Here is a 21,542-nt window from a genome sequence, read left to right as displayed (position 1 = left end):
TCTTATTCGGATACAGCATAAGGGTCGGGGATGGCAAGAGCATGAAGGATTTCACGCTCGCGCCCCTCCATCACATCCGCTTCCGCATCGGTTTCGTGATCGTAACCCAAAAGGTGCAAAAAGCCATGCACGACGAGATGCGTGAGATGGTTTTCGAGCGGCTTGTCCTCCTCACGGGCCTCGCGCTCGACAGTCTCCCGCGCGATGATGATGTCGCCCAGCATCGGCCCCGGCTGCGCCCCTGCCTTAACCGGAAACGCCGGAAATGACAGCACATTGGTTGGCTTGTCCTTGCCACGCCATTCCGCATTCAGTGTCTGGATCGAGGCATCGTCGGTGAAAACCACACTCAGTTCGCTTTCAGCGTCCTTAAGGTTCAAATTGGCCCAGGCGGCCTCGACCGACTTCCTGACGAGCCCTTCAAGGGCGGTCTCATCCGGCCAGTTGCCAGCTTCAACCATGATATCGATATGGATCGCGTTATTTGACACGTTCTGCGGCGGCTTTCCATGCCGGCTAGCCGCATCATCCTTTCAGTTACAAGAAAGCTGCCTACCCAAAGGGCAGACAGCATTTTTTAAATCGTGATTCCGACAGGCAATTGCAAGAGCACTCAGCCTGTTCGCTCTATTCCGAACGCGCGTGCTGTTTGCCATCGCGGTCGTAAGCGCCGACGATTGCCGCTACCAACGGATGACGAACGACGTCTTTCTCCGTAAAGCGTACCTTGATAACGCCCTCGACATCGTCCAGCACGCGAAGCGCCTCTACCAGCCCGGATTTCTGGCCGGGCGGCAGGTCGATCTGGCTCGGATCACCAGTCACAATCATGCGTGATCCCTCACCAAGACGGGTCAGGAACATCTTCATCTGCATGGATGTCGTGTTCTGCGCCTCATCGAGAATGACAGCAGAATGCGCCAGTGTGCGTCCGCGCATGAAGGCGAGCGGCGCGATCTCGATCACGCCTGCCGTAATGGCGCGTTCGACCTTTTCCGCTGGCATCATATCGTAAAGCGCATCGTAAAGCGGGCGTAGATAAGGGTCGACCTTTTCCTTCATATCGCCCGGCAGAAAGCCCAGTCGTTCGCCCGCCTCGACAGCCGGACGCGACAGGATGATGCGCTCCACCAGACCGCGTTCCAGCAGCATCGCCGCATGGGCGACGGCAAGATAGGTCTTGCCGGTCCCGGCAGGGCCGACGCCGAACACCAGTTCCGACCGGTCGAGCGCGCGCATATAGGCATCCTGCGTCGGTGTGCGGGCAAAGATGGTCTTCTTGCGCGTGGAAATCTGGGCCGCCGAAAGCTTGCCCTTGTTTTCCATGGTCGGTAGCGTCAGCTGGTCATCGGCAGCGATTGCCATGCGCAAGGCGCCGTCGACATCCGACGTCGTCAACTCATGCCCCTTCTGCAAGGTTTCATAAAGATGATCGAGCGCACGCCGCGCCTGCTCGGTTGCGGTCGGCTCGCCCCGGATCGAAAGCTGGTTTCCCTTGGAGCGGACATCCACGCCAAGTTTTTGTTCGATACGGGCCAGATTTTCATCGAACTGACCGTAAAGCGCGATGGCAAGACGGTTATTGTCGAAGGTGAGCACGATGTGGGCCATATCCGAGGCCCCGGTCGTCGGGCTTTTTTGCATTTGATTGGTTGGCTTGGCAGACTTCAGCTTTTCCGTGGCGCTCAACCGTATCTCCTTAAAGCACAATCCTGAAAAGTTGCAGGCTTTTCAGACCAGATTATGCGTGAACGCAAACCGTTCACGCATTGCAATCACAGTCTCGACAGGATTACCGGCAAGCGACTCAAAGTGCCGAAATTTTCTGCCTCGACATCATCATGCCTTCAGGCCAGTTTTTGCGCAATAAGGCTATTGGTCCCTGTGGATGTGATTTTCACATGAATGATGTCGCCGACCTGGTCATTGTTGTCATCGATGATGACAGGCAGGAGCCAAGGCGAGCGGCCAACCATCTGGCCAGCAATACGGCCCGGCTTTTCGAGCAGCACATCCATCTCGCGACCGATCATGGAATCCTGAAACGCATATTGCTGCTCGGACAGAAGCGCCTGGAGGCGCTGGAGGCGCTCATCCTTGACTGCTTCCTCCACATGACCATCAAGATCGGCACCCGGTGTTCCGGGGCGCGGCGAATATTTGAACGAATAGGCCTGCGCGTAATTGACCGTGCGTACCAGCTGCATCGTGTCTTCGAAGTCCTGATCGGTCTCACCGGGAAAGCCAACGATGAAATCACCCGACAGCGCCAGGTCGGGCCTCACTTCGCGAATACGCTCGATCAGACGCACATATTCATCCGCCTTGTGACGACGGTTCATCGCCTTGAGAATACGGTCCGAACCGGATTGTACCGGCAGATGCAGATAAGGCATAAGCTGGCGCAGGTCACGGTGGGCGGCAATCAGGCTGTCGTCCATGTCGCGCGGATGGCTGGTCGTATAACGAAGACGGGCAATGCCCGGAATGCGCGCCAGCCGAAACAGAAGTTCACCCAAGCCCCATTCGCGACCATCGTCACCAGCCCCGTGCCAGGCATTGACGTTCTGTCCTAGCAAGGTCAGTTCACGCACGCCGCTATCGGCGAGGCGCTCGGCCTCTGCCACGATCTGCTTCACGCTGCGCGAAACTTCCGAGCCGCGCGTATAGGGAACCACGCAGAAGGTGCAGAATTTGTCGCAGCCTTCCTGCACGGTGAGGAAGGCAGAAACACCACGCTTGCGGGTTTCCTCGCGCCTGGGCGACGGCAAATGTTCGAATTTATCTTCGAGAGCATATTCCGTCTCGACCACCTTTTCACCACCGCGAACCCGCGCCAGTGCATTGGGTAGGCGATGATAGGTTTGTGGGCCAATGACGAGATCGACATTTGGCGCACGGCGAAGGATTTCCTGTCCTTCGGCCTGCGCCACGCATCCTGCAACGCCAATGGTCAGTTCCTTGCCATTCGCTTCGCGCGCGTCCTTCATCTTGCGTAGTCGGCCAAGCGCGGAATAGAGCTTTTCCGACGCCTTCTCGCGAATATGGCAAGTATTGAGCAGAACCAGATCGGCATCGTCCGGCGTATCGGTTGCGACATAGCCTTCCGCTGCAAGGCTGTCGGCCATGCGCTGGCTATCGTAGACGTTCATCTGGCAGCCATAGGTTTTTACGAAAACCTTGCGCACATTGAGGCGCTCTGCCGTTGGTTCAAGATCGGTGATATTGTCGCTCATGCGCGGCTATCTACAGCTTTTGTCGTCATTTTGAAAGGTGACATTCTAGCCAATCGGCTGAACGCTTGATCGAGCGGCTGTTACTCTTCCGGAATCTCGCGCCCCAGCAACGCGCTTTGCAAAAGTGCACGCACCCGGTTTTCCATCGTACGCGCCAGCGCTTTGCGGTCTGTCTTGGCCGTTACAACGACCGGCTCGCCGAAACGCACTTCAACGTCGATGGCGCCTTCGCGCAAGATACCTTTCAGGTGCGGCATCAGCTCGACGTCGCCCGGCCAGGAGGCAATCGGGCGGAAATAACGGCCCATTGCCATGCCATGAACCCCTGTATAGGCGATCGCAACCGGTTGAACCACGACTTCGGGTACATTGGCTTCCTTGATCGCAGCGTGCGCGGCACCGAAAAGCGCCGTCTTGAACGGCAGAACGCGATTGCCATCCGATGTCGTGCCTTCAGCGAACAACACCATAGCATCGTCCGTTGCCAGACGCCTTGCGATTTCCGATGTCTGTTCAGCCGTCTTGCCCCGCCGTTCCCGTTCCACGAAAACGGTCCGTTGCAAAACGGCGAACATGCCGAAAACAGGCCATTTTCTGACTTCCGACTTGGCGATGAAGGAGACCTGACCGACCGTCGACAGAACGATGATATCGCTCCACGAGGTATGGTTGGCGACAAGTAGCAGAGGCCGACCCTCCTGCATCTGGCCGACTATCTTGATGCGAAAGCCGAACAGGCGTGCGGCAATACGATGGAAAAAGGTCGGCAGGCGACGCTTCCAGTTGTTCTTCAGCTTAAGCAACAGATACTGAACTGGAATAAGCGACAGACTCAATGCGACCATCGCCGCAACGACGAGAAAGATGCGGATTGCTCCGATCATCGTGGCCTCGCCGGAGCACGGCTCAAGTCGCGACGCAATATCAGCGCAGCCGAACGCCCATTCGCTGTTTCGTAATAAGCGGGTCTGTCGCCAACTTTCTGGAAGCCGAGACGGCGATAAAGCGCCTGTGCAGCAATATTCGCCTCATCCACTTCCAGAAAAAGCGTTTCAGCGCGCTCCTGATAGAGATGCCGCAGCACAGCATCCATCAGCACGCGCCCAACGCCCTGACGCTGTAGATCGCGAGCGACGGCAATCGTCAGTATTTCCGCTTCTCCCGCAACCAGACGAGCCAGTATGAAGCCACAGGCATCGTTCGGCTTACCTTCCAAACGAGCAACGAAGCCGAAAACCGTATCCTGCGCGATCAGCGACCTGAAATCATCGGAACTCCAGCCATGATGGAAAGCAACGGCGTGGATGCGCTGGATCGCATGACTGTCCTGTACGCCAAGCGGCTCCACCGAGATTTGTCTGCGACCGAAACGCCCAAACGGCAAGCCCATCATTGGCTATTCTCCGGCGGGCTTGCGCGGCAGCGCAAACCCGACTTGTGGCTTCGCATCCGGCCCCCGCATGTAAAGCGGCTTCGGCGCATCGCCAGGCTGGCGCAAGCTTGCCAGACGCGCATAGATGCCGATTTTCGCGGTCGGCTCAACCGGGCCAAGTGTGAAACGACTGCCGATCACTTCATTGATCGCAGTGGCCGCGGAACCTGCAAGAACCGTATTTTCTGCCTGGGAATCGGCAAGAGCATCCGCTTCCTCTCGTGACAGAACCAGCGGCTTCGCGTTCGGTAAACCCTTTGCATCGAATGATTGCGCATAAATTTCGCCGCGATGCGCATCGAGAAGAACCAGAACTGGCTTTTCCGGCGACAGAGACTGTGTTTCCGCAGCCAGCGCCTCGAAAGCTGTAATGCCGATGGCGGGAACACCCAGCGCCAGTGCAAAACCACGTGCCGCCGAGACACCGATACGAACACCGGTAAACGATCCCGGCCCAATATTGACGGCTACCCGATCCATATCGCGGAGCGATAGTTTCGTCTCTCTCACAGCACGTTCGATATAGTCCATCAAGACTTCCGCATGTCCCTTGCCGATGTTTTCGCTTACATCGGCAAGCATGATATCACCATCATAATCGTAGACGGCAACGGAACACCACGAAGCGGCAGTATCAAGCGCAAGTATCTTCATGTGCAACCGGGTAAATCAGATTTCGCGTCGCGACAAGTCGAGTCTTGGCCGCGTCTTGGCCAAAGGTCATATCATGTCCGGTTTTTAGCCATTCTGCCGGAACAAAAACCGGCGATATGCATTTAGTCATCGGGTGCGGGAATGTTTTTGTGTTGTCCTGACGGCAACAAAGGCCCATCCGGCAATCGAACCTCATAAGGATCTGGCGGGTTCGTTGCGTTTGGAATAGCTGCCCGTAACTATGAGCGATACTCCCCCAGTCGCTCCAAGCCGGATCGAACAAAAGGATATGAGGATACAATGTCCAAGAAGTCGATGCATGCAACCCGCAACGATCTTCCTTCCAATACGAAGACGACAATGATCGCGCTGCTGAATGAGAACCTCGCCGCGACAATCGATCTTGCCCTCATCACAAAGCAGGCTCACTGGAACCTCAAGGGGCCGCAGTTCATCGCCGTCCATGAGATGCTCGACGGTTTCCGCGACGATCTCGATGAACATGTCGACACGATTGCCGAGCGCGCCGTGCAGATTGGCGGGACGGCCTATGGCACCACGCAGGTCGTGGCCAAGGAAAGTAAGCTCAAGCCATATCCGACCGATATCTATGCCGTTCACGACCATCTGCTTGCCCTGATCGAACGCTATGGCGATGTTGCCAATCTTGTGCGCAAATCGATCAAGGATGCGGACGATGCAGGTGACGACGATACGGCGGATATTTTTACAGCCGCGTCCCGCAGTCTCGACAAGGCATTGTGGTTCCTTGAGGCCCATGTTCAGGAAAAGAACTGACCTTACAGATGCAATGAAAAAGCCGGGAAATTCCCGGCCTTTTCTATTTCGCGACAATCAGTTGGCCCATTCACCACTGCGCATCACCGGCTCGCGGATTCCGTCCGCGTTGATGCCATCGACGTCGATCTGGCCAGAGCCGATCATCCAGTCGATATGGATAAGGCTCGAATTGCCGCCCTGCGCCTTGATTTGTTCCGGCGTCAGTTTTGCGCCGTCGATAAAGCACTTGGAATAGCACTGGCCGAGTGCAATGTGGCTTGCGGCATTCTCGTCAAACAGGGTGTTGTAGAACAAAAGCCCACTCTGCGAGATCGGCGATGAATGCGGAACCAGTGCCACTTCACCCAGATGACGGGCACCTTCATCCGTATCCAGCACCTTGTTGAGCACTTCTTCACCGCGGCTTGCCTTCGCCTCGACAATTCGTCCGCCTTCAAAGCGAACCGCAATATTCTCGATCAACGTGCCTTGATGCGACAGAGGCTTGGTGCTCGTCACATAGCCTTCGACACGCAGCGCATGAGGTGTAGTGAACACTTCTTCCGTCGGAATGTTCGGATTGCAGGTGATACCATTCTTCGCCGTAGACGCGCCGCCGTGCCATTCATGACCGTCGGCAAGCCCGACCGTCAGATCGGTGCTCGGGCCCTTGAAATGCAGGGCACTATATGCCTTGCCATTCAGGAAACGGGTGCGGGTACGAAGCGCTGCATTGTGCGCCGACCAGGCGCCAATCGGATCGTCCACATCGACGCGCGAAGCCGCGAAGATCGCATCGGCCAGCTTGCGGGTCGCGATGTCCGCCGGCTCGTTCGGAAACATGAGCTTTGCCCATGCCGGATTGGGATAGGAGACGATGTTCCAGTTGATGTCGAAACCGGCGATCTTCTCGAGAGCCGGCTGATAGGCCTTCGAATTGGCCCGGTTGGCGCGTGAAACCTTGGCAGGGTCCTGGCTGGAAAGAAGCATCGGATTGTCGGCGGCGATGGCGAGACGCGCAGCGCCATCCGAATAGGCCTTCGCCATACCCTCATAAAGCCAGCTTGCCGCGCGGTCGAAACTCGCATCGGATGCGTTCTCGTAACGAGCAAGCGCCATTTCGTCATCCGCGAAGAACGGCGTTACCAGTCCGGCCCCGGCCTTGTAGGCGTGCTTGGCGATAAGGCGAACCAGCGGCAAGGCCACGACTGGCGCGGTAATGACAAGATCTTGCCCCTCGCGCAATTGCAGACCAACGCGAACGGCGACTTCCGCAAGACGTTCGAGTTTCACCGGATCGATGATTGGGTTCAACTGTTCATGAGCCATGGGTGGAAGACCTCTTTGGATGTGGAATCACCGGCAGTTTATCAGACGGCATAATTTCACCACCTTTTTTCCTGCCTTTGCGTTATAGTAAATCTGCGGTCAGTGCAGAAGAAAGCAGACAGTAATGAATAAGAAAGTGCTTATCTTGCTGGGCGTTACCGGCCTTCTGGCAGGGTGCGTGAGCATGACGCCGGAACAACGCCGTGCCGCTGACGAACAGACCTGCCGCAGCTATGGCTTCAAGGCCAATACCGACGCTTTTGCCAACTGCCTGATGCGACTGGACCTCGATCGCAGAGCTGACAGGCGTGCCTGGCAGAATCAGGTCGATTTCTACGACACCCCGATGGTGATCTATCGACCGATCTACCGCTGAGCCCCTCACTGGAAAGCGACAACAGTCAATCAGGAAATCAAAACGCCGGTCGGATTGAACCAGACCGGCGTTTCAGATTGTCCGACTGTAAGAGCGTTTCTTATAGTGGCGCTTCGGGACGGTCCTGGGACAGAAGAAGTGCGCCGATGGCGTCAGCCTGCTTCTGGCTTGCAGGAGCATAGCCGAGCGATGTCGGTTGCGGAGCCGTCGTATCGAATTGCGGCTGGTAGGAGGCCACCTGCATATGCGGTTCCTGCTGAGGTGCCGCTACGCCGCGATGACGCGCCAAGCGGTCGCCACGAGCCTGCGGACCGGCACCGACATTCTGCTCTACACTTTGAGCCTTCACAGCTTCCGCGAGCGCCACCTGAACCGTTGGCTCCGTTCCCGGATTCGGGCCCGTCTGCGGCAGTGTCACGTCATAAGACGGGTCCTGCGGAAGGGATGGTGATTGCGGTGAATAGGCCATTGCGAGATTGTATGGTTCCTGCGGGACAGGGTTTTGCAGCGAGCCGTCGCGATTGCGCTTCTCGTAGAAGGAATTTCCACCGGCTACGAGCACGTAATGCATGTTGTTGTAAGGGAATTTCAGACCCGCCGTGTGGAAGAACATGGCATTCTTCAACTTTGGATGCCGTTCTCCTTTGAGCACTGCATCGGCGGCGGCCTGAACATCCGGCAGCGCTTTGGAATTCATTTGGCGTGAAAGAACACCAGGTGCAAACTGGTTCTTCTGACCGACGACACCACAAATCGTATCCGGATAACGACCCGAAGCGAGTCGATTCATAACAACCGTGCCGACAGCCAGAAGACCGTCGGAACTTGAACGGTTGGATTCGAAGAACATCGCACGTTCAAGACAATTCTTGTCCCGTGCGGTGTAAGTGTAGGTCTTTACGCCATTGACGGACTTGACGTGGCTTGCCGCCGTCTTTTCCGAATTGGCTTTTCCCGAGGTTCCGGTCGTCGTGCAACCGGTCACCACGAAAGGCGCAACCACCAGCCCGATAAGAACGGGCAATTTCCACTTCGCGGCGCGCGTCAATGGCTCAGTCTCATGTTAGGACCCTTAACTGATCCAGTCATCCATTCAGGCGAACACATCTGGAACGATGCGCGCGAACGTCTGACTGCGGTGCAAGTCAAAGAGGACGAAGATCAAAATTACTCGCCCTACTGTCGCTCAATCGAATTCAAGGTTTTGGAATTTTTAGGCCAAAAAAAGGCGACAGGTCAAATCCCAACAATGCTGGAGACCGCTGAAAAGTCCTAAAACAATTCCGAATCGAGATCGCGAATGTGCCTACAAGCCCTTTAAATATATTAATAATTTCTTAACGAGAACTGGGAATTCAGGTAAGATATTGATTTAACGAGATTCAAACTCTCACAATACACGCCATATCCCTGCCTTAATTCGCTTTTGCTTGTACATTTTTTGCATACACATTCGTGGCGGTTCAAATGTTCTGCAGAATTTCTGTTTTCAGGCCGGTTCCGTTGCCATCCGTCAACTTTGGAAACACACTTGTAACATCGCGTGAGATGAGGCTTTTCACACTCGTTTTGGGTTATTGCAATGCGAATCGGACGAGTACGATCTCGCACCTTGCAAAGCTCGCCCTTAAACAAAAGGCGACCCGCCACAGAAACCGTAACGGGTCAGACAAGTTCAGTGCTCGAAGCCGCAGATAACGGCGTCGGTCATCCGAAAGAATAACCGGCACCCCGAACGGTGCGGATAGGATCAAGCGCGCGACCGACATTGATCGCCTTGCGCAGCCGCCCGACATGAACATCCACCGTGCGATCATCGACGTAGATGTCCGGCCCCCAGACGCCATCCAGAAGCTGGCTGCGCGAGAACACGCGCCCGGGCGACATCATGAAATACTCGAGCAGGCGGAATTCCGTCGGTCCGAGACGGACTTCCTTCTCCTTGCGGTAGACACGATGCTGCTGACGGTCGAGAACAAGATCGCCCACTTTCAGCACGTGCGAAAGAATGCTCGGGTTAGACCGGCGCAGCATCGCTTTGACGCGAGCCAGAAGCTCTGGCGTCGAAAATGGCTTCACGACATAATCGTCCGCACCGACGCTTAAGCCGCGCACGCGTTCGCTTTCTTCGCCACGCGCCGTCAGCATGATAATTGGCAGACGCTCCGTTTCCTGCCATTGGCGCAAACGACGGCAAAGCTCAATGCCCGATACGCCCGGTAGCATCCAGTCCAGGATAAGCAGATCCGGCACGTTCTCGCGCAAGGCGATTTCGGCCTCGTCGCCGCGCAGCATCGTATCGACCTGATAGCCCTCTGCCTCAAGATTGTAGCGAAGCAGCACGCTCAGCGCCTCTTCGTCTTCTACCACAGCGATTTTGGGTGCCTGTGACATCCAGTATTTCCCTATCCAAATTCGGCGGGCGGTGGATAAAATTCCCCCAATCGACCGCGTGCCGCCGCGCTATTCACTCATTCCCACCCGTCGGACCAAGGTCCGGCTGGCTGTAGTTCAGGGTTTACGTGCCTCATCCACGACAATACCGTGGCTCAGGTCTTCTTTCGGTCGTTCGGCCGGCATTTGCAGGCCGGTCACAATGTAATAGACAGTCTCCGCAATATTGGTTGCATGATCGCCAATGCGCTCGATGTTCTTCGCGCAGAACAGAAGATGCGTGCAGGCAGAAATGTTGCGCGGATCTTCCATCATGTAAGTCAGCAATTCACGAAACAGCGACGTGTACATGGCATCGATCTCGTCATCGCGGTCGCGAACGACATTGATCTGCTGCACCGAGCGCGACGCGTAGGCGTCGAGAACATCCTTGAGCTGGGTTAGCGCCAGCTCGGCCAGTGTTTCAAGCCCGCGATAGAGCTTTACCGGCTGACGCGATTCCGAAACGGCGGCAACACGCTTGGCAATATTCTTGCCCAGATCGCCGACGCGCTCCAGATCGGCGGAGATGCGGATCGATCCGATGATCTCGCGCAGGTCTACGGCCATAGGCTGACGCTTGGCGATAATCATCACGGCCTTGTCGTCAATCTCGCGCTCACTGGCATCAAGTATGAGATCGTCGGAGATAACGCGTTGTGCAAGCGCATTGTCCGCATTGACGATAGCGGCGACCGACTGCTCGACCATACGTTCCGCATGTCCGCCCATTTCGGCGATCTTATGGGTGAGAAACTTCAATTCCTCATCGTAGGAGCGAACGGTATGCTGAGACGGCATAGTAGACCTCGTAATATAAATTGCGGGGAAGCCGCACTGTCTATCTGTTTGAGCGCAGTTCCGGATTAGCCGAAGCGTCCGGTGATGTAGTCCTGCGTGCGCTTTTCGGTCGGCGCGGTGAACATGGTTTCCGTGTCACCCACTTCGACCAGATTGCCGAGGTGGAACATGGCGGTACGCTGCGAAACGCGGGCGGCCTGCTGCATGGAGTGCGTAACAATGACGATCGTATAGTTCTGACGCAGTTCGTCGATCAGCTCTTCCACCTTTGCGGTTGCAATCGGATCGAGTGCCGAGCACGGTTCATCCATGAGGATCACTTCCGGGCTCACGGCAATCGCACGTGCAATGCAGAGGCGCTGCTGCTGGCCACCAGAAAGGCCGGTGCCCGCATCGTGCAAGCGGTCCTTCACTTCCTCGAACAAACTCGCCTTCTGGAGGCTCGTCACAACGATTTCTTCCAGATCTGCCTTGGTACGGGCGAGACCATGAATGCGCGGGCCATAGGCGACATTTTCATAGATCGACTTTGGAAACGGATTCGGCTTCTGGAAAACCATGCCAACGCGGGCGCGCAGTTCGACGACATCGATCTTCGGATCGTAGATGTCTTCATTGTCGAGCGTGATCTTGCCGCCAACCTTGCAGCCTTCAATCGTGTCGTTCATGCGATTGAGCGAACGCAGGAAAGTGGACTTGCCGCAACCGGAAGGTCCGATCAGCGCCGTGACCATCTTTTCCTGGATATCCAGATCGACGTCGAACAGCGCCTGCTTCTCGCCATAAAATACGCAGACCTTGTCGCCGCGCATCTTTATGGAATTGGCGTTGGCGTTCATTTTTTCTCCTACGGCTTTTTCGAGAGATCGTTCAGTCATCAGATTCATAGCTTTCGACTCCCGTTTTACCAGCGGCGCTCGAAGCGGCGGCGCAGAATGATTGCTGCAATATTCATCACGGCAAGGAACAGAAGCAGGACAATGATAGCGCCTGACGTGCGTTCCACAAAGGCGCGTTCTGCTTCATTTGCCCACATATAGATCTGCACCGGCAGAGCCGTCGACGGGTCCATCGGTGTCGACGGTACGTCCGCAACAAAGGCCACCATGCCAATCAACAGAAGCGGAGCAGTTTCACCAAGCGCATGGGCGAGCCCGATGATCGTGCCGGTCAGGATGCCGGGTGCGGCAAGCGGCAGGACATGGTGAAACACCATCTGCGTTTTCGATGCGCCGAGACCAAGAGCTGCGGCGCGGATGGAAGGCGGCACTGCACGAAGAGCGGCGCGCGTTGCAATGATGATAGTGGGAAGCGTCATCAGCGTCAGCACCAGACCGCCGACCAACGACGCAGAACGCGGCAGGCCGAAGAAGTTGATGAAGACTGCAAGCCCGAGCAGACCGAACACAATGGATGGCACGGCCGCCAGATTATTGATGTTCACCTCAATCATGTCGGTGAACCGGTTCTTTTTGGCGAACTCTTCCAGATAGATCGAAGCGGCGACGCCGATCGGTAGCGACAGGCCGAGAACAATCAGCATCATGTAGAGAGAGCCGACCAGCGCAACACCAAGACCGGATGTTTCCGGGCGGCTGGAAGCGCCGAAGGTGAAGAGACCGGTATTGAAGGCCTCCTTCATGACGCCCTCTTCCGAAAGCGTTTTCATCCAGGCAACCTGACGGTCAGAAACCTTGCGGCTTGTCTCCGGCACGGAAAGGTCGATCTGCCCTTTGAAGGCGGAATCGATGTCAGCGCCCGCCAGAACCGGAACAGTCTGCGTCGTACCGATGAGCGATGGATTGTCCAACACCATCTTGCGCAGCTGAATGCGCACGCCGTCCGAATAGAAGCGGCCAAGATCGCGCATTGCCGAACGGTCTGTCGTGGCAACACCCAGCTTTTCGGCCAGCGCATTGCGCACCAGCAGCGGATAGTTGGCCGTGATTAGCACGTTCGGATCGGTCGCGCGCTTATTGCTTGGGTCGATCACCTTTTCTTCGAGCTTGACCGGCAGATAAAGCGTCGTCTGCCAGAAGGCTGTATAGCCCTTGGAAAAGACCGAAAACAGGAGCGCGCACAGGAAGAATACGCCGATTGCAATCGCGGCAATACCGTAATAGCGGAAGCGACGTTCTGCGGCGTAGCGACGCTTGATCCCGATATCGCGGCGTGTTGGCTGTGCCGTCGTGCCGCTGGCGTTGAAAGTCGTATCGGTCATTATTCGTACTGCTCCCGGTACTTGCGCACAATGTGCAGCGCAAAGATGTTCATGATCAGCGTCAGGACGAAAAGCGTGATGCCGAGTGCAAAGGCCACCAGCGTCTGCGGCGAGTTGAATTCAAGGTCACCGGTGAGCTGGTTGACGATCTTCACCGTGATGGTGGTCATCGCCTCGAATGGATTGATATTGATGCGTGCCGCAACACCTGCTGCCAGAACCACGATCATGGTTTCGCCGATGGCGCGCGACGCGGTCATCAAAAGCGCGCCGACGATGCCCGGCAGAGCAGCTGGAAGGACCACGCGCTTGATGGTTTCAGAACGGGTTGCTCCAAGACCCAGCGAACCGTCGCGCAAGGTCCGTGGCACGGCAGTGATGATGTCGTCCGAAAGCGAGGACACGAAGGGGATGAGCATCACGCCCATGACAAGACCGGCGGTCAGAACGCTCTGTGCCATGATGAAACCCTGCCCGCCTGCAATGGCAATCGAGAGATCGCGCAAGAAAGGTCCGACAGTCACTAGGGCGAAGAAGCCGTAAACGATGCTGGGGATGCCGGCCAGCAGCTCGAGGACCGGCTTTACAACCGTGCGCACTCGAGGCGAAGCATATTCCGCCATATAGATTGCCGAGAACAGCCCCACCGGAACGGCGAACAGCATGGCCACAAGCGCGATATAGAGCGTACCCGCCAGAAGCGGGATGAGACCGAACTGGCCTGTTTCGCCACCTGAACCGGCTGCGGCAAAGCGTGGATCCCACACCGTGCCGAAGAAGAAATCCCATGGCGAAACGGATTGGAAGAAGCTGATAGTCTGGAACAGCATCGAACAGATGATGCCGACAGTCGTCAGAATGGCGATACCGGATGCGGCGATCAGCCCCCAGAGAACGATACGCTCGACATTGTTGCGCGCGCGCATACGGCGGCTGATCGTGGAAAGGCCGAAGATCAGGCCAGCGACCGCGATCACCAGAGAAACGGCGGAACCGATGGTATGCGTCAGCGCGGTTGCCCTTTTCAGGTAGAGCGCGATCGGCACCATGTAATCCTGGCCTTCGGTCGCGAGCGCTACGCCCTTGGAAGCCAGAAGCGTGCGAGCATCCTGATAATTCGATGGAAAGCTTTCCAGTTCGGCAGGCGTCAGCCGGTCAAGACCGTTGGCCAGACCACGCACCATGCCAAGCTGCAGGCTGCGATTGGTGAAAGAACCGTCCTCAATGGCGTCCGGCAGACGCGCGGTCGCACTGTGATCGAGATAAACCGACGTTCCAACGGCCCAAACAGCGAGGAACAGAACTGCAGGCAACGCAGAAACGAGGAAAACCCACCAGCCATGATAATGCGGGCGGGAATGCATTTTCTCGGTCCGCGAGGCTTGCGCGGAAGCAGACTGGATCTTGTCCAGTGCAACGGCACGCTGCCGGCCTATGAAGAATCCAATCAGCCCGATTGCAACGATACTGACGAGAACCAGAAAGAAGGACATTCAATTTCCCCGGTTGCCCTGATGATTTGGACCAGCAGGTGCAGCTTCCACCCTTATGCCGTTCCACGCGAATGCGCCTGTCTTAGTGCAAAGGCGCGAAAGGAGAAGAACGCGGAGATTTGTCATCCCCGCGTTCCACAGATCAAAACTTACTTCGCGGCCATCGTCTTGCCTTCGGAGAAGGCAGCACGCTGCGCTTCACGTTCTGCATCCGGAGCCGGAACCAGACCGTATTCGGCAAGCGGGCCGTCAGGACCGATCATCTGGTCGTTCAGGAAGAACTCAACATATTCCTTGAGACCGGGGATAACGCCGAGGTGAGCCTTCTTCACGTAGAAGAACAGCGGGCGCGACACCGGATACTCGCCCGAGGCGACGGTTGCAGCCGAAGGAGTGATGTCGTTGACGGTGGCGACCTTCAGCTTGTCGGCATTGTTTTCGAAGAAGTAGAGGCCGAAAACGCCAACGCCGGTCTTGTTCGAGTCAATGCGAGCGAGAGTTTCGGCATAGTCACCGTCGATGTCGACAGCCTTGCCGTCCTTGCGAACTGCGATACAGGCCGAAGCGGCAGCCTTGTCGTCGAGACCGGCCTTCTTGATTTCGTCCAGAGCGCCGGAGTGCTTGCAGCCGTCAGCAAGAACCTTTTCTTCGAAAACTTCACGGGTACCGTGCTTTTCACCCGGAATATAGGCGGCGATATCCCAATCTGGAAGGTTCGGATTGACCTGGTTCCACTTGGTGTTTGGATTGTCGACCAGTTTGCCGTCTACGACCAGCTTGGCGGCCAGAGCCTTGTAGACATCTTCCGGCTTCAGCTTCCAATCCGGACCCTTTGCGTCGGTTGCGAAAACGATGCCGTCATAGCCGAAACGAACTTCCTGAACGTCCTTGACGCCAGCGTCGATGCACGATTTCAGTTCCGAGTCCTTCATGGCGCGCGATGCATTGGCGATGTCGATGGTGTTTTCGCCGACGCCCTTGCAGAATTCCTTGATGCCTGCGCCCGAGCCGCCCGATTCAACAACCGGCGTCTTGAAGTTCGGGAAGGTTTCACCGAAGGTCTCGGCGACGATCTTCGCATAAGGCAGAACGGTCGAGGAACCGGCAACCTGAATCTGATCGCGCGCCTGAGCGGCGGAAATCGACATAACGGCAGCGATGGCAAGCGCTGCGGTCGAGGAAATCATCTTGTTCATGAGCTGCGGCTCCTGTTGTAAAAGACATATGACGATGTGGCGTCGTTAGCCCTCTACGCGCTCTATATTACATTCATATGACACTATTGTTACAGGTTTGTATCAGAGCCGCTTGCCATTGATTTTGTGGGGTTTTGCCGCGCCTTGAACCGGCAAATATTTTGGGCTCTAAAAATGCGGCAAACGAGCACCAAGAGCTTTGATGCCGGAAACATCGACATTGGCGAAGGCAAAGCGCAGGAAGGCTTCCTGTCCTTCACCGAAGAACCGGCCTGGCAAAGTGATGATGCCGAGCGACTTCGCAAGGCGCTCGGCAATCTCAACCGATGAGACATCCGAATAAGGATGACGCACAAAAGCGAAATAGGCTCCGACCGCCTCCACATGCCAGCCTTCGATATTGGCCATGACTGACCGCAATGCAGAGGCGCGCCTTGCAATCTCGCCGCGATTATCGTCACGCCAGCCGGTCAAAGGTTCGATAGCGCGTGCGACAGCAATCTGCGGCGCACGGCTTGCGCATATCTGCAGATTGTCCATGACTTTTGCGACATTCTCGACCATCGCCTGGCCCGCAACAATTGCACCAAGCCGGTGTCCCGGAATGCAGAACGATTTTGAAAAGCTGTAAAGCTGGATCAGATGCGACGGCCAATCCGTCTCGTCAAACAGCCGGTGCGGCGGTTCGTTGGCATCAGCCAGAAAATCGCGATAGGTCTCATCCAGAATGAGCCATGTCCCATTGTCGCGGCACAAAGCATAGATTTCCGACAACAGCCCCGCCGGATAAATCGCCCCGGTTGGGTTGTTCGGGGAAACAAGTGCCAGCGCCGTGATACCCGGACGAAGCGCAGCGCGAACGTCCTCCACGACAGGGATGAAACCATTCCGGGCATTGCAGGGCATTGAGCCAGAAGCGATGCCGAGCATGTCCAGCGATGAACGATGATTGAAATAGAACGGATCGGTGGTCAGCACCGTATCGCCACTTTGCGCCACACACATGATGGCGGCGATGAAGGCCTGATTACAACCGGATGTGATATGGACGTTGGCGGCATCGATCTGCGCGCGATAAAGCTGACCTACATGCGCCGCATAAGCCCCGCGCAAAACCTTTTCACCCTCAATCGGACCGTAACCGGCGGAAGCCAGCGATCCCGCCGCCTCACCCAGAAAGCGCAGCATATCGGGATGCGGAGGGTAACCGGGAACTGCCTGCGAGAGGTCAATAAGCGCGCCATGCGACCCGTCATAGTCCCGCGCCCAGGCCTGAACCGCCGGGATGGGCGGTGCGGAAAGGAGATTGATCAGTGGATTGACGGCAGGCAAGGACATTGGCGACTCCCCATTTTAGAGCGGTTCCAGTTAAAGCGGAATCGTGGAGCCGCTCTATCTCATTGTTTTTACGCATTATCCTACGCAAAACCGCTTCGCACTTTTGCTGGAAATGCTCTAATCTGCCACTCTTACCGTGATCGCTGGCGTGGTTGAAGCTGTTATTCGCTCGGACGCGAAAGCACGTAAGCTGCGGAACCGAGCATGAAGATCGTTACTGCTGTTGCCAGCAGCCAATCAGGCTTCGCCCCCCACCAGAACAAGCCATAGCCGACCGTCATGCCGATACAGGCATAAAGCTTCGCGCGCGGCGGGATGGCTCCGCGCTCGCGCCATTTGATGACAAGTGGACCGAAACGCTGATTGGCAAGCAAACGCGCTTCGAGCTTTGGCGATGACCGTGCAAAAAACCACGCGGCAAAAATGATAAAGATCGTAGTCGGCATGACCGGCAGGAAAGCACCAATAATGCCAAGTCCAAGCATGAGAAAGCCGAGGCAAAGATAGAATATCCGCTTACTCGCTGAAATTGCGGGTGAAGCGGTTTCGGTTCTGTCTTTGTCGGGGTGGTCCTGCATGGTTTTCCATCGTCTGATCCGGATGCTTATAGCAGGATTCTAGCACCCTCGTGCAGGCTCTTGCCGGGCAAAGAAACGTCATCCCACGGCCTTTCCGCCCCTGTGGATAACTTTTGAGACTGGTAATGAATTGTAAAACACAGTCATAAATTGCAATTTTGCCCCCGAAATGCCTTATTTCATCAACTTTGCCGCTGAAGCTGAAAACTTGCCATACAAATAAAAATTGTAAACCGGGCTCGTCCCATCGGGAACCGGGCAAGCAGATTTTCTTGCAATCGGCACGCGAAAACAAGGCATAGCAAAGGCCTGCCGCAGATTCCTAACGAATCGTAAACAGCTTTACAGCAACAACGCCAAATCTTTCCTAATATTCCTTGGTTATGTTTATGCCTTTAAGTAAACAACGATCAGTATAGGATGATTTTCCCGACACGATATAGATTCAGTTATCGTACAATGTTCTCATTCGAACCACGTCAGCGCCACATTTAGATTCCAGTTCGCAATTGTCTTTCTCAGCAACAACTGTGAGACATCCCGTTAACAACTAGTGGATCTGGCATGACTTTCAAGACCCGTATGGCTATGCTTGCCGTTGCGGCAACCGGTCTTCTCGCGGCCACCGCAATCGAGGCTTCAGCACAGCAATGCGGCGGTGCCTCCTGGTACGCCCTCACTTCCCGCACGGCTTCGGGTGAACGTATGAACCCATCCGGTCTGACCGCAGCGCACCGCACCCTGCCGCTTGGCAGCAAGGTCAAGGTTACCAATCAACGAAACGGCAAGTCGCTCGTCGTTCGCATCAATGATCGCGGCCCATTCATCAAAGGACGCGTTCTGGACCTGTCAAAGGGTGCCGCAGGTCGGCTCGGTTTCATCGGCGCAGGACACACCAAGGTCTGCTTTACGCCGCTTTGATTTCGGCGAAGCTTCGCTCGACGGCTGGATTTATTTTCGATCCAGCCGGTCGGTGAACCAGCGGGTCAGCTTGATCCAGACCTCATCCTTTTCGGCAGCATCCTCGATCCCATGTTCAAGATTGGGATTGTCGTTGACCTCAATCACCACCACGCCGTCGTCCGTTTCCTTGAGATCGACGCCATAAAGTCCGTCACCGATGCAGCGTGCCGCGCGCAGCCCGGTTTCCAGAACCGACGGCGGCGCATCGCCCAGCGCATAGGAACGAAACCCGCCTTCCAGGGGCTTGCCGCCCGTATCGTGCTTGACGATCTGCCAGTGATTTTTTGCCATCATATACTGGCAGATGAAAAGTGGCTTGCCGTCGAGAACGCCGACGCGCCAGTCGAACTTCGTCGGCATGTATTTCTGCGCCAGCAGGAGATCGCTGTCCTCCAGCCATAAAGTGGCGAGCGCTTTCAATTCGGCAAAATCCTTCACCTTCTTCACACCGCGCGAAAATGACGAATCCGGTATCTTGATCACCATCGGAAAGTTGAGCACATCGGCAGCGCGCTCCAGATCCTCCTCGCCTGCAATCATCACCGTCGGCGGAACCGCCACGTCGTTCGCCTGCATCAGTTCGTGCAGATAGACCTTGTTCGTGCAGCGGATCATGGAAATCGGATCATCGATCACCGGCATGTTTTCCTGCTGCGCCCGCCGGGCAAACCGGTAAGTATGATTGGAGATCGACGTCGTCTCGCGGATGAATAGTGCGTCAAAATTGGCAAGCCGCGGCAGATCGCGCTTGCCGATAGGCTCGACTTCCCCCCCGAGCCGGGCCGCTATCCTCGCCCAGTGCTTCAGCGTCGAGACGGTAGACGGCGGCATAGCCTCCTTCGGATCGCACAGAGTTGCGAAGGAGTAGCGGGCTGGAACCTTTGGGCGTGCTGCGCGCCACTCACGCTGGGTATAGCGATCAAGTGCGTCCTCGAAGCGTTCCTTCTGCGTTTTGGTAAACTTGGTGATATTCGCAAAGCCGATCTTCTGGATCCGCGCCCATTCACCGGATTTGACCGTGACTTCCAGCGACGGCGCGCGAAACCAGTCGAAGAGCAACCGTCCAAACCGCTCAAACTCGGGATTATCGGCAAGGCCAAAATGCACATGGATCGTTTCCGGTGCTTTTTCCGGATGCTTGCCGAGTGCCTTGTTCAGCATGTCTTCGAGCTCGGGAATGGCGTTTTCATAAAGCCGCCGTTCCGACAGATCGATCATGGTTTCCACGGAGGGAATGATGCGATGCCCCCGCGCTTCGGCCAGAAGCGAAGCGTAATAGCCGCGGCTCTGATAGGCATAGGAGCGCGACAGGTTGATGATGCGTGGGCGCAACTGTCCATTGAACAGCGCGGGATGCGCGAGATAGTCGCGCGTGGTCATGACCTTGTGCGGCGTCGCCCCATTATCGATATCCGAGAGGCGCCCTACCAGAATGACGCAGATCGTCATTAGTCCGTCCTTTTTTCCAGAATAACGGCTGCCCTGAGCCCATCACTGCCGAACCGCGCGATGCGGTCGAAAATATGGAAGGGAACAGGGACGTTTGCAGCATCGGCGATGGTTTCGCCGAGCTCTTCCTCCACCCAGGGGTCGTGAATGAGAATGTGGCGCCCGTCTTCACCATGGGCCAGCACCCAGTGCGGCACTTTCTTGCCGAACATAAGATAGCCGCTGATCAACACGATTACTGCCGCCCCGCGGCGCAGAGCGTCCAGAATGTCGTGCAGCGTGAAACCACGATAATCCACCGCGATAGCATAGGCTTCCGTACGCTGGCGAAAGTCAGTCTGGGCCAGTTGCATGATCTTGCGTTTTTCTTCCGAACGCACCGATTGCAGGAAAAGCATGTCCTCGATGGATACGATGATCGACGCTTTCAGACCGCGCTCATGCGCAGCGACCGCAAGTCCGAAAGGCTCGCAGCCGCCCGGCCCCGACATCATATAGATCGTCGTCGCATCGCGCCAAAGGCGGACTTCCAGCACGGGATCGAGCCGCGTCTCCCGATTGTGTCGGGCAAGCACCATCATCAGGCAAGCCGCACCGCAGGTAAAATCGGTCGTCTGCTCGTAGTAAGGGAAAGCTGTGACCGGTGAAATCTCCCCGCGAACCGTCTTTTCGAAACGTAGCGCATCCGAATGATCAGCATAATAGTCGAGATAGCGTCCGATGGGGCGATAACCGTGCCGCTTGTAGAGTGCGATGGCGCGTTCGTTGTCCTCGCGCACCTCCAGCCGCAGCAACGGACGGTCGTGGTCGTAAGCTGCCGTTTCCGCCGCCTGCAACAGGAGAGAGCCGATGCCTTTGACCTTGGCCTCCGGGTCGACAGCAATCGAGTAAAGCCGTGCAAGTGCAGTGCCATGACGAAACAGGATCATCGCATAGCCGATGACGGTCCCTTCCATTGTTGCAACGATGGTTTCTGCGGTCGGTCGCGCGATGAGGGCGCGAAATGAACGGCGGGAAATTCGGTCTGTCTCGAAACAGCGCTCTTCGATGCGCATGAGCGCATCTATGTCGTCTGCCGTGGCCTTGCGCGTCGTTGCGCCTGTCATCTTTTGGCCTTTGCAAATGGATCGTTATGATCCGGTCGAACAACAACAATTGGCTTATTCGAGGCAAAAGACAAGCGCCCGGACCGTGGCAAAATTATGAGTGATTTTCACCGCCCGATCCGCTTCGAAAAGCTTACAAATTCAATCACTAATTGCA

At 56.2% G+C, this 21,542-nt stretch carries 21 protein-coding genes; 3 read left to right on the top strand and 18 right to left on the bottom strand.

Translation table 11 applies throughout. The features are described 5' to 3' along the window. Positions 1–2: 2 nt before the first annotated feature. The 6 genes from ybeY to tsaB form a co-directional block, all read right to left on the bottom strand. Positions 3–491, bottom strand: coding sequence for an rRNA maturation RNase YbeY (ybeY, locus tag MKS82_RS13760; protein WP_109987078.1), 489 nt, complete (start codon positions 489–491; stop codon positions 3–5). Positions 492–627: 136 nt separating this feature from the next. Continuing rightward, entirely contained in the window at positions 628–1,689 is a 1,062-nt protein-coding gene (locus MKS82_RS13755) for a PhoH family protein (protein WP_181394258.1), read from the bottom strand. Between the two features lie 158 nt (positions 1,690–1,847). Next, on the bottom strand, positions 1,848–3,236 hold the full coding sequence (miaB, locus tag MKS82_RS13750) for a tRNA (N6-isopentenyl adenosine(37)-C2)-methylthiotransferase MiaB (protein WP_109987077.1): 1,389 nt from the start codon (positions 3,234–3,236) through the stop codon (positions 1,848–1,850). Between the two features lie 80 nt (positions 3,237–3,316). Beyond that, positions 3,317–4,120 (bottom strand): lysophospholipid acyltransferase family protein, encoded by an 804-nt coding sequence (locus MKS82_RS13745; RefSeq protein WP_109987076.1) that lies wholly within the window; start codon positions 4,118–4,120, stop codon positions 3,317–3,319. Beyond that, on the bottom strand, positions 4,117–4,629 hold the full coding sequence (gene rimI / locus MKS82_RS13740) for a ribosomal protein S18-alanine N-acetyltransferase (RefSeq protein WP_109987075.1): 513 nt from the start codon (positions 4,627–4,629) through the stop codon (positions 4,117–4,119). Before rimI ends, MKS82_RS13745 begins: the two co-directional genes overlap by 4 nt. Before the next feature lie 3 nt (positions 4,630–4,632). Further along, positions 4,633–5,322: a tRNA (adenosine(37)-N6)-threonylcarbamoyltransferase complex dimerization subunit type 1 TsaB gene (gene tsaB, locus MKS82_RS13735; protein WP_109987074.1), complete on the bottom strand. Its 690-nt coding sequence runs from the start codon at positions 5,320–5,322 to the stop codon at positions 4,633–4,635. A gap of 300 nt (positions 5,323–5,622) precedes the next feature. On the opposite strand from tsaB, the gene dps reads away from it, so the two are divergent. Beyond that, a complete protein-coding gene (dps, locus tag MKS82_RS13730) occupies positions 5,623–6,120 on the top strand; it encodes a DNA starvation/stationary phase protection protein Dps (protein ID WP_061344667.1) in 498 nt (165 codons plus the stop codon). 57 nt (positions 6,121–6,177) lie between these two features. Here the strand turns inward: dps and MKS82_RS13725 are convergent, their stop codons facing one another. After that, positions 6,178–7,431 carry an aminopeptidase gene (locus MKS82_RS13725; RefSeq protein ID WP_109987073.1) on the bottom strand — a complete coding sequence of 418 codons (1,254 nt, stop codon included), beginning with the start codon at positions 7,429–7,431 and terminating at the stop codon, positions 6,178–6,180. A 124-nt stretch (positions 7,432–7,555) separates the two neighbouring features. On the opposite strand from MKS82_RS13725, the gene MKS82_RS13720 reads away from it, so the two are divergent. After that, positions 7,556–7,807 (top strand): hypothetical protein, encoded by a 252-nt coding sequence (locus MKS82_RS13720; protein ID WP_109987072.1) that lies wholly within the window; start codon positions 7,556–7,558, stop codon positions 7,805–7,807. 100 nt (positions 7,808–7,907) lie between these two features. Here the strand turns inward: MKS82_RS13720 and MKS82_RS13715 are convergent, their stop codons facing one another. The 9 genes from MKS82_RS13715 to MKS82_RS13675 all read right to left on the bottom strand — a co-directional run bounded on the left by MKS82_RS13715 (position 7,908) and on the right by MKS82_RS13675 (position 17,867). Continuing rightward, a complete protein-coding gene (locus MKS82_RS13715; protein WP_109987071.1) occupies positions 7,908–8,855 on the bottom strand; it encodes a cell wall hydrolase in 948 nt (315 codons plus the stop codon). Between the two features lie 659 nt (positions 8,856–9,514). Further along, positions 9,515–10,201, bottom strand: a complete 687-nt coding sequence (gene phoB, locus MKS82_RS13710; RefSeq protein WP_109987069.1) for a phosphate regulon transcriptional regulator PhoB — start codon at positions 10,199–10,201, stop codon at positions 9,515–9,517. Positions 10,202–10,318: 117 nt separating this feature from the next. Next, positions 10,319–11,041 carry a phosphate signaling complex protein PhoU gene (gene phoU / locus MKS82_RS13705; RefSeq protein WP_006468129.1) on the bottom strand — a complete coding sequence of 241 codons (723 nt, stop codon included), beginning with the start codon at positions 11,039–11,041 and terminating at the stop codon, positions 10,319–10,321. Between the two features lie 65 nt (positions 11,042–11,106). Continuing rightward, positions 11,107–11,880 carry a phosphate ABC transporter ATP-binding protein PstB gene (gene pstB / locus MKS82_RS13700; RefSeq protein ID WP_235969060.1) on the bottom strand — a complete coding sequence of 258 codons (774 nt, stop codon included), beginning with the start codon at positions 11,878–11,880 and terminating at the stop codon, positions 11,107–11,109. Between the two features lie 65 nt (positions 11,881–11,945). Next, positions 11,946–13,262, bottom strand: a complete 1,317-nt coding sequence (pstA, locus tag MKS82_RS13695) for a phosphate ABC transporter permease PstA (protein WP_109987068.1) — start codon at positions 13,260–13,262, stop codon at positions 11,946–11,948. Further along, complete coding sequence (pstC, locus tag MKS82_RS13690) at positions 13,262–14,755, bottom strand: phosphate ABC transporter permease subunit PstC (RefSeq protein ID WP_109987067.1); 1,494 nt, start codon at positions 14,753–14,755, stop codon at positions 13,262–13,264. Before pstC ends, pstA begins: the two co-directional genes overlap by 1 nt. Before the next feature lie 149 nt (positions 14,756–14,904). Further along, positions 14,905–15,951, bottom strand: coding sequence for a PstS family phosphate ABC transporter substrate-binding protein (locus MKS82_RS13685; RefSeq protein WP_109987066.1), 1,047 nt, complete (start codon positions 15,949–15,951; stop codon positions 14,905–14,907). A 168-nt stretch (positions 15,952–16,119) separates the two neighbouring features. Continuing rightward, on the bottom strand, positions 16,120–17,283 hold the full coding sequence (locus MKS82_RS13680; RefSeq protein ID WP_181394261.1) for an aminotransferase: 1,164 nt from the start codon (positions 17,281–17,283) through the stop codon (positions 16,120–16,122). 167 nt (positions 17,284–17,450) lie between these two features. Further along, the gene (locus MKS82_RS13675) at positions 17,451–17,867 is read right to left on the bottom strand and encodes a YbaN family protein (protein ID WP_109987064.1); all 417 of its coding nucleotides are present in this window, start codon (positions 17,865–17,867) and stop codon (positions 17,451–17,453) included. 564 nt (positions 17,868–18,431) lie between these two features. Between MKS82_RS13675 and MKS82_RS13670 the strand changes: the two genes are divergently transcribed. After that, positions 18,432–18,788: a septal ring lytic transglycosylase RlpA family protein gene (locus MKS82_RS13670; RefSeq protein WP_006468123.1), complete on the top strand. Its 357-nt coding sequence runs from the start codon at positions 18,432–18,434 to the stop codon at positions 18,786–18,788. 30 nt (positions 18,789–18,818) lie between these two features. On the opposite strand, the gene MKS82_RS13665 is transcribed toward MKS82_RS13670, so the two are convergent. Next, on the bottom strand, positions 18,819–20,279 hold the full coding sequence (locus tag MKS82_RS13665) for a RimK family protein (RefSeq protein ID WP_109987063.1): 1,461 nt from the start codon (positions 20,277–20,279) through the stop codon (positions 18,819–18,821). Then, positions 20,279–21,385: a peptidase C39 family protein gene (locus MKS82_RS13660; RefSeq protein ID WP_109987062.1), complete on the bottom strand. Its 1,107-nt coding sequence runs from the start codon at positions 21,383–21,385 to the stop codon at positions 20,279–20,281. Before MKS82_RS13660 ends, MKS82_RS13665 begins: the two co-directional genes overlap by 1 nt. Positions 21,386–21,542 lie beyond the last annotated feature (157 nt).

Source organism: Ochrobactrum sp. A-1 (assembly GCF_022488005.1).
GTDB lineage: Bacteria > Pseudomonadota > Alphaproteobacteria > Rhizobiales > Rhizobiaceae > Brucella.
The sequence above is the reverse complement of the archived record's forward strand: the minus strand, read 5'-3'. Positions and strand labels throughout refer to the sequence as shown.

Coding starts and splice junctions, on each gene's coding strand:
- miaB (WP_109987077.1), bottom strand. CDS start 3,236: ATGAGCGACAATATCACCGATCTTGAACCAACGGCAGAGCGCCTCAAT.
- MKS82_RS13745 (WP_109987076.1), bottom strand. CDS start 4,120: ATGATCGGAGCAATCCGCATCTTTCTCGTCGTTGCGGCGATGGTCGCA.
- rimI (WP_109987075.1), bottom strand. CDS start 4,629: ATGATGGGCTTGCCGTTTGGGCGTTTCGGTCGCAGACAAATCTCGGTG.
- tsaB (WP_109987074.1), bottom strand. CDS start 5,322: ATGAAGATACTTGCGCTTGATACTGCCGCTTCGTGGTGTTCCGTTGCC.
- dps (WP_061344667.1), top strand. CDS start 5,623: ATGTCCAAGAAGTCGATGCATGCAACCCGCAACGATCTTCCTTCCAAT.
- MKS82_RS13725 (WP_109987073.1), bottom strand. CDS start 7,431: ATGGCTCATGAACAGTTGAACCCAATCATCGATCCGGTGAAACTCGAA.
- MKS82_RS13720 (WP_109987072.1), top strand. CDS start 7,556: ATGAATAAGAAAGTGCTTATCTTGCTGGGCGTTACCGGCCTTCTGGCA.
- phoB (WP_109987069.1), bottom strand. CDS start 10,201: ATGTCACAGGCACCCAAAATCGCTGTGGTAGAAGACGAAGAGGCGCTG.
- phoU (WP_006468129.1), bottom strand. CDS start 11,041: ATGCCGTCTCAGCATACCGTTCGCTCCTACGATGAGGAATTGAAGTTT.
- pstB (WP_235969060.1), bottom strand. CDS start 11,880: ATGAACGCCAACGCCAATTCCATAAAGATGCGCGGCGACAAGGTCTGC.
- pstA (WP_109987068.1), bottom strand. CDS start 13,262: ATGACCGATACGACTTTCAACGCCAGCGGCACGACGGCACAGCCAACA.
- pstC (WP_109987067.1), bottom strand. CDS start 14,755: ATGTCCTTCTTTCTGGTTCTCGTCAGTATCGTTGCAATCGGGCTGATT.
- MKS82_RS13685 (WP_109987066.1), bottom strand. CDS start 15,951: ATGAACAAGATGATTTCCTCGACCGCAGCGCTTGCCATCGCTGCCGTT.
- MKS82_RS13675 (WP_109987064.1), bottom strand. CDS start 17,867: ATGCAGGACCACCCCGACAAAGACAGAACCGAAACCGCTTCACCCGCA.
- MKS82_RS13670 (WP_006468123.1), top strand. CDS start 18,432: ATGACTTTCAAGACCCGTATGGCTATGCTTGCCGTTGCGGCAACCGGT.
- MKS82_RS13665 (WP_109987063.1), bottom strand. CDS start 20,279: ATGACGATCTGCGTCATTCTGGTAGGGCGCCTCTCGGATATCGATAAT.
- MKS82_RS13660 (WP_109987062.1), bottom strand. CDS start 21,385: ATGACAGGCGCAACGACGCGCAAGGCCACGGCAGACGACATAGATGCG.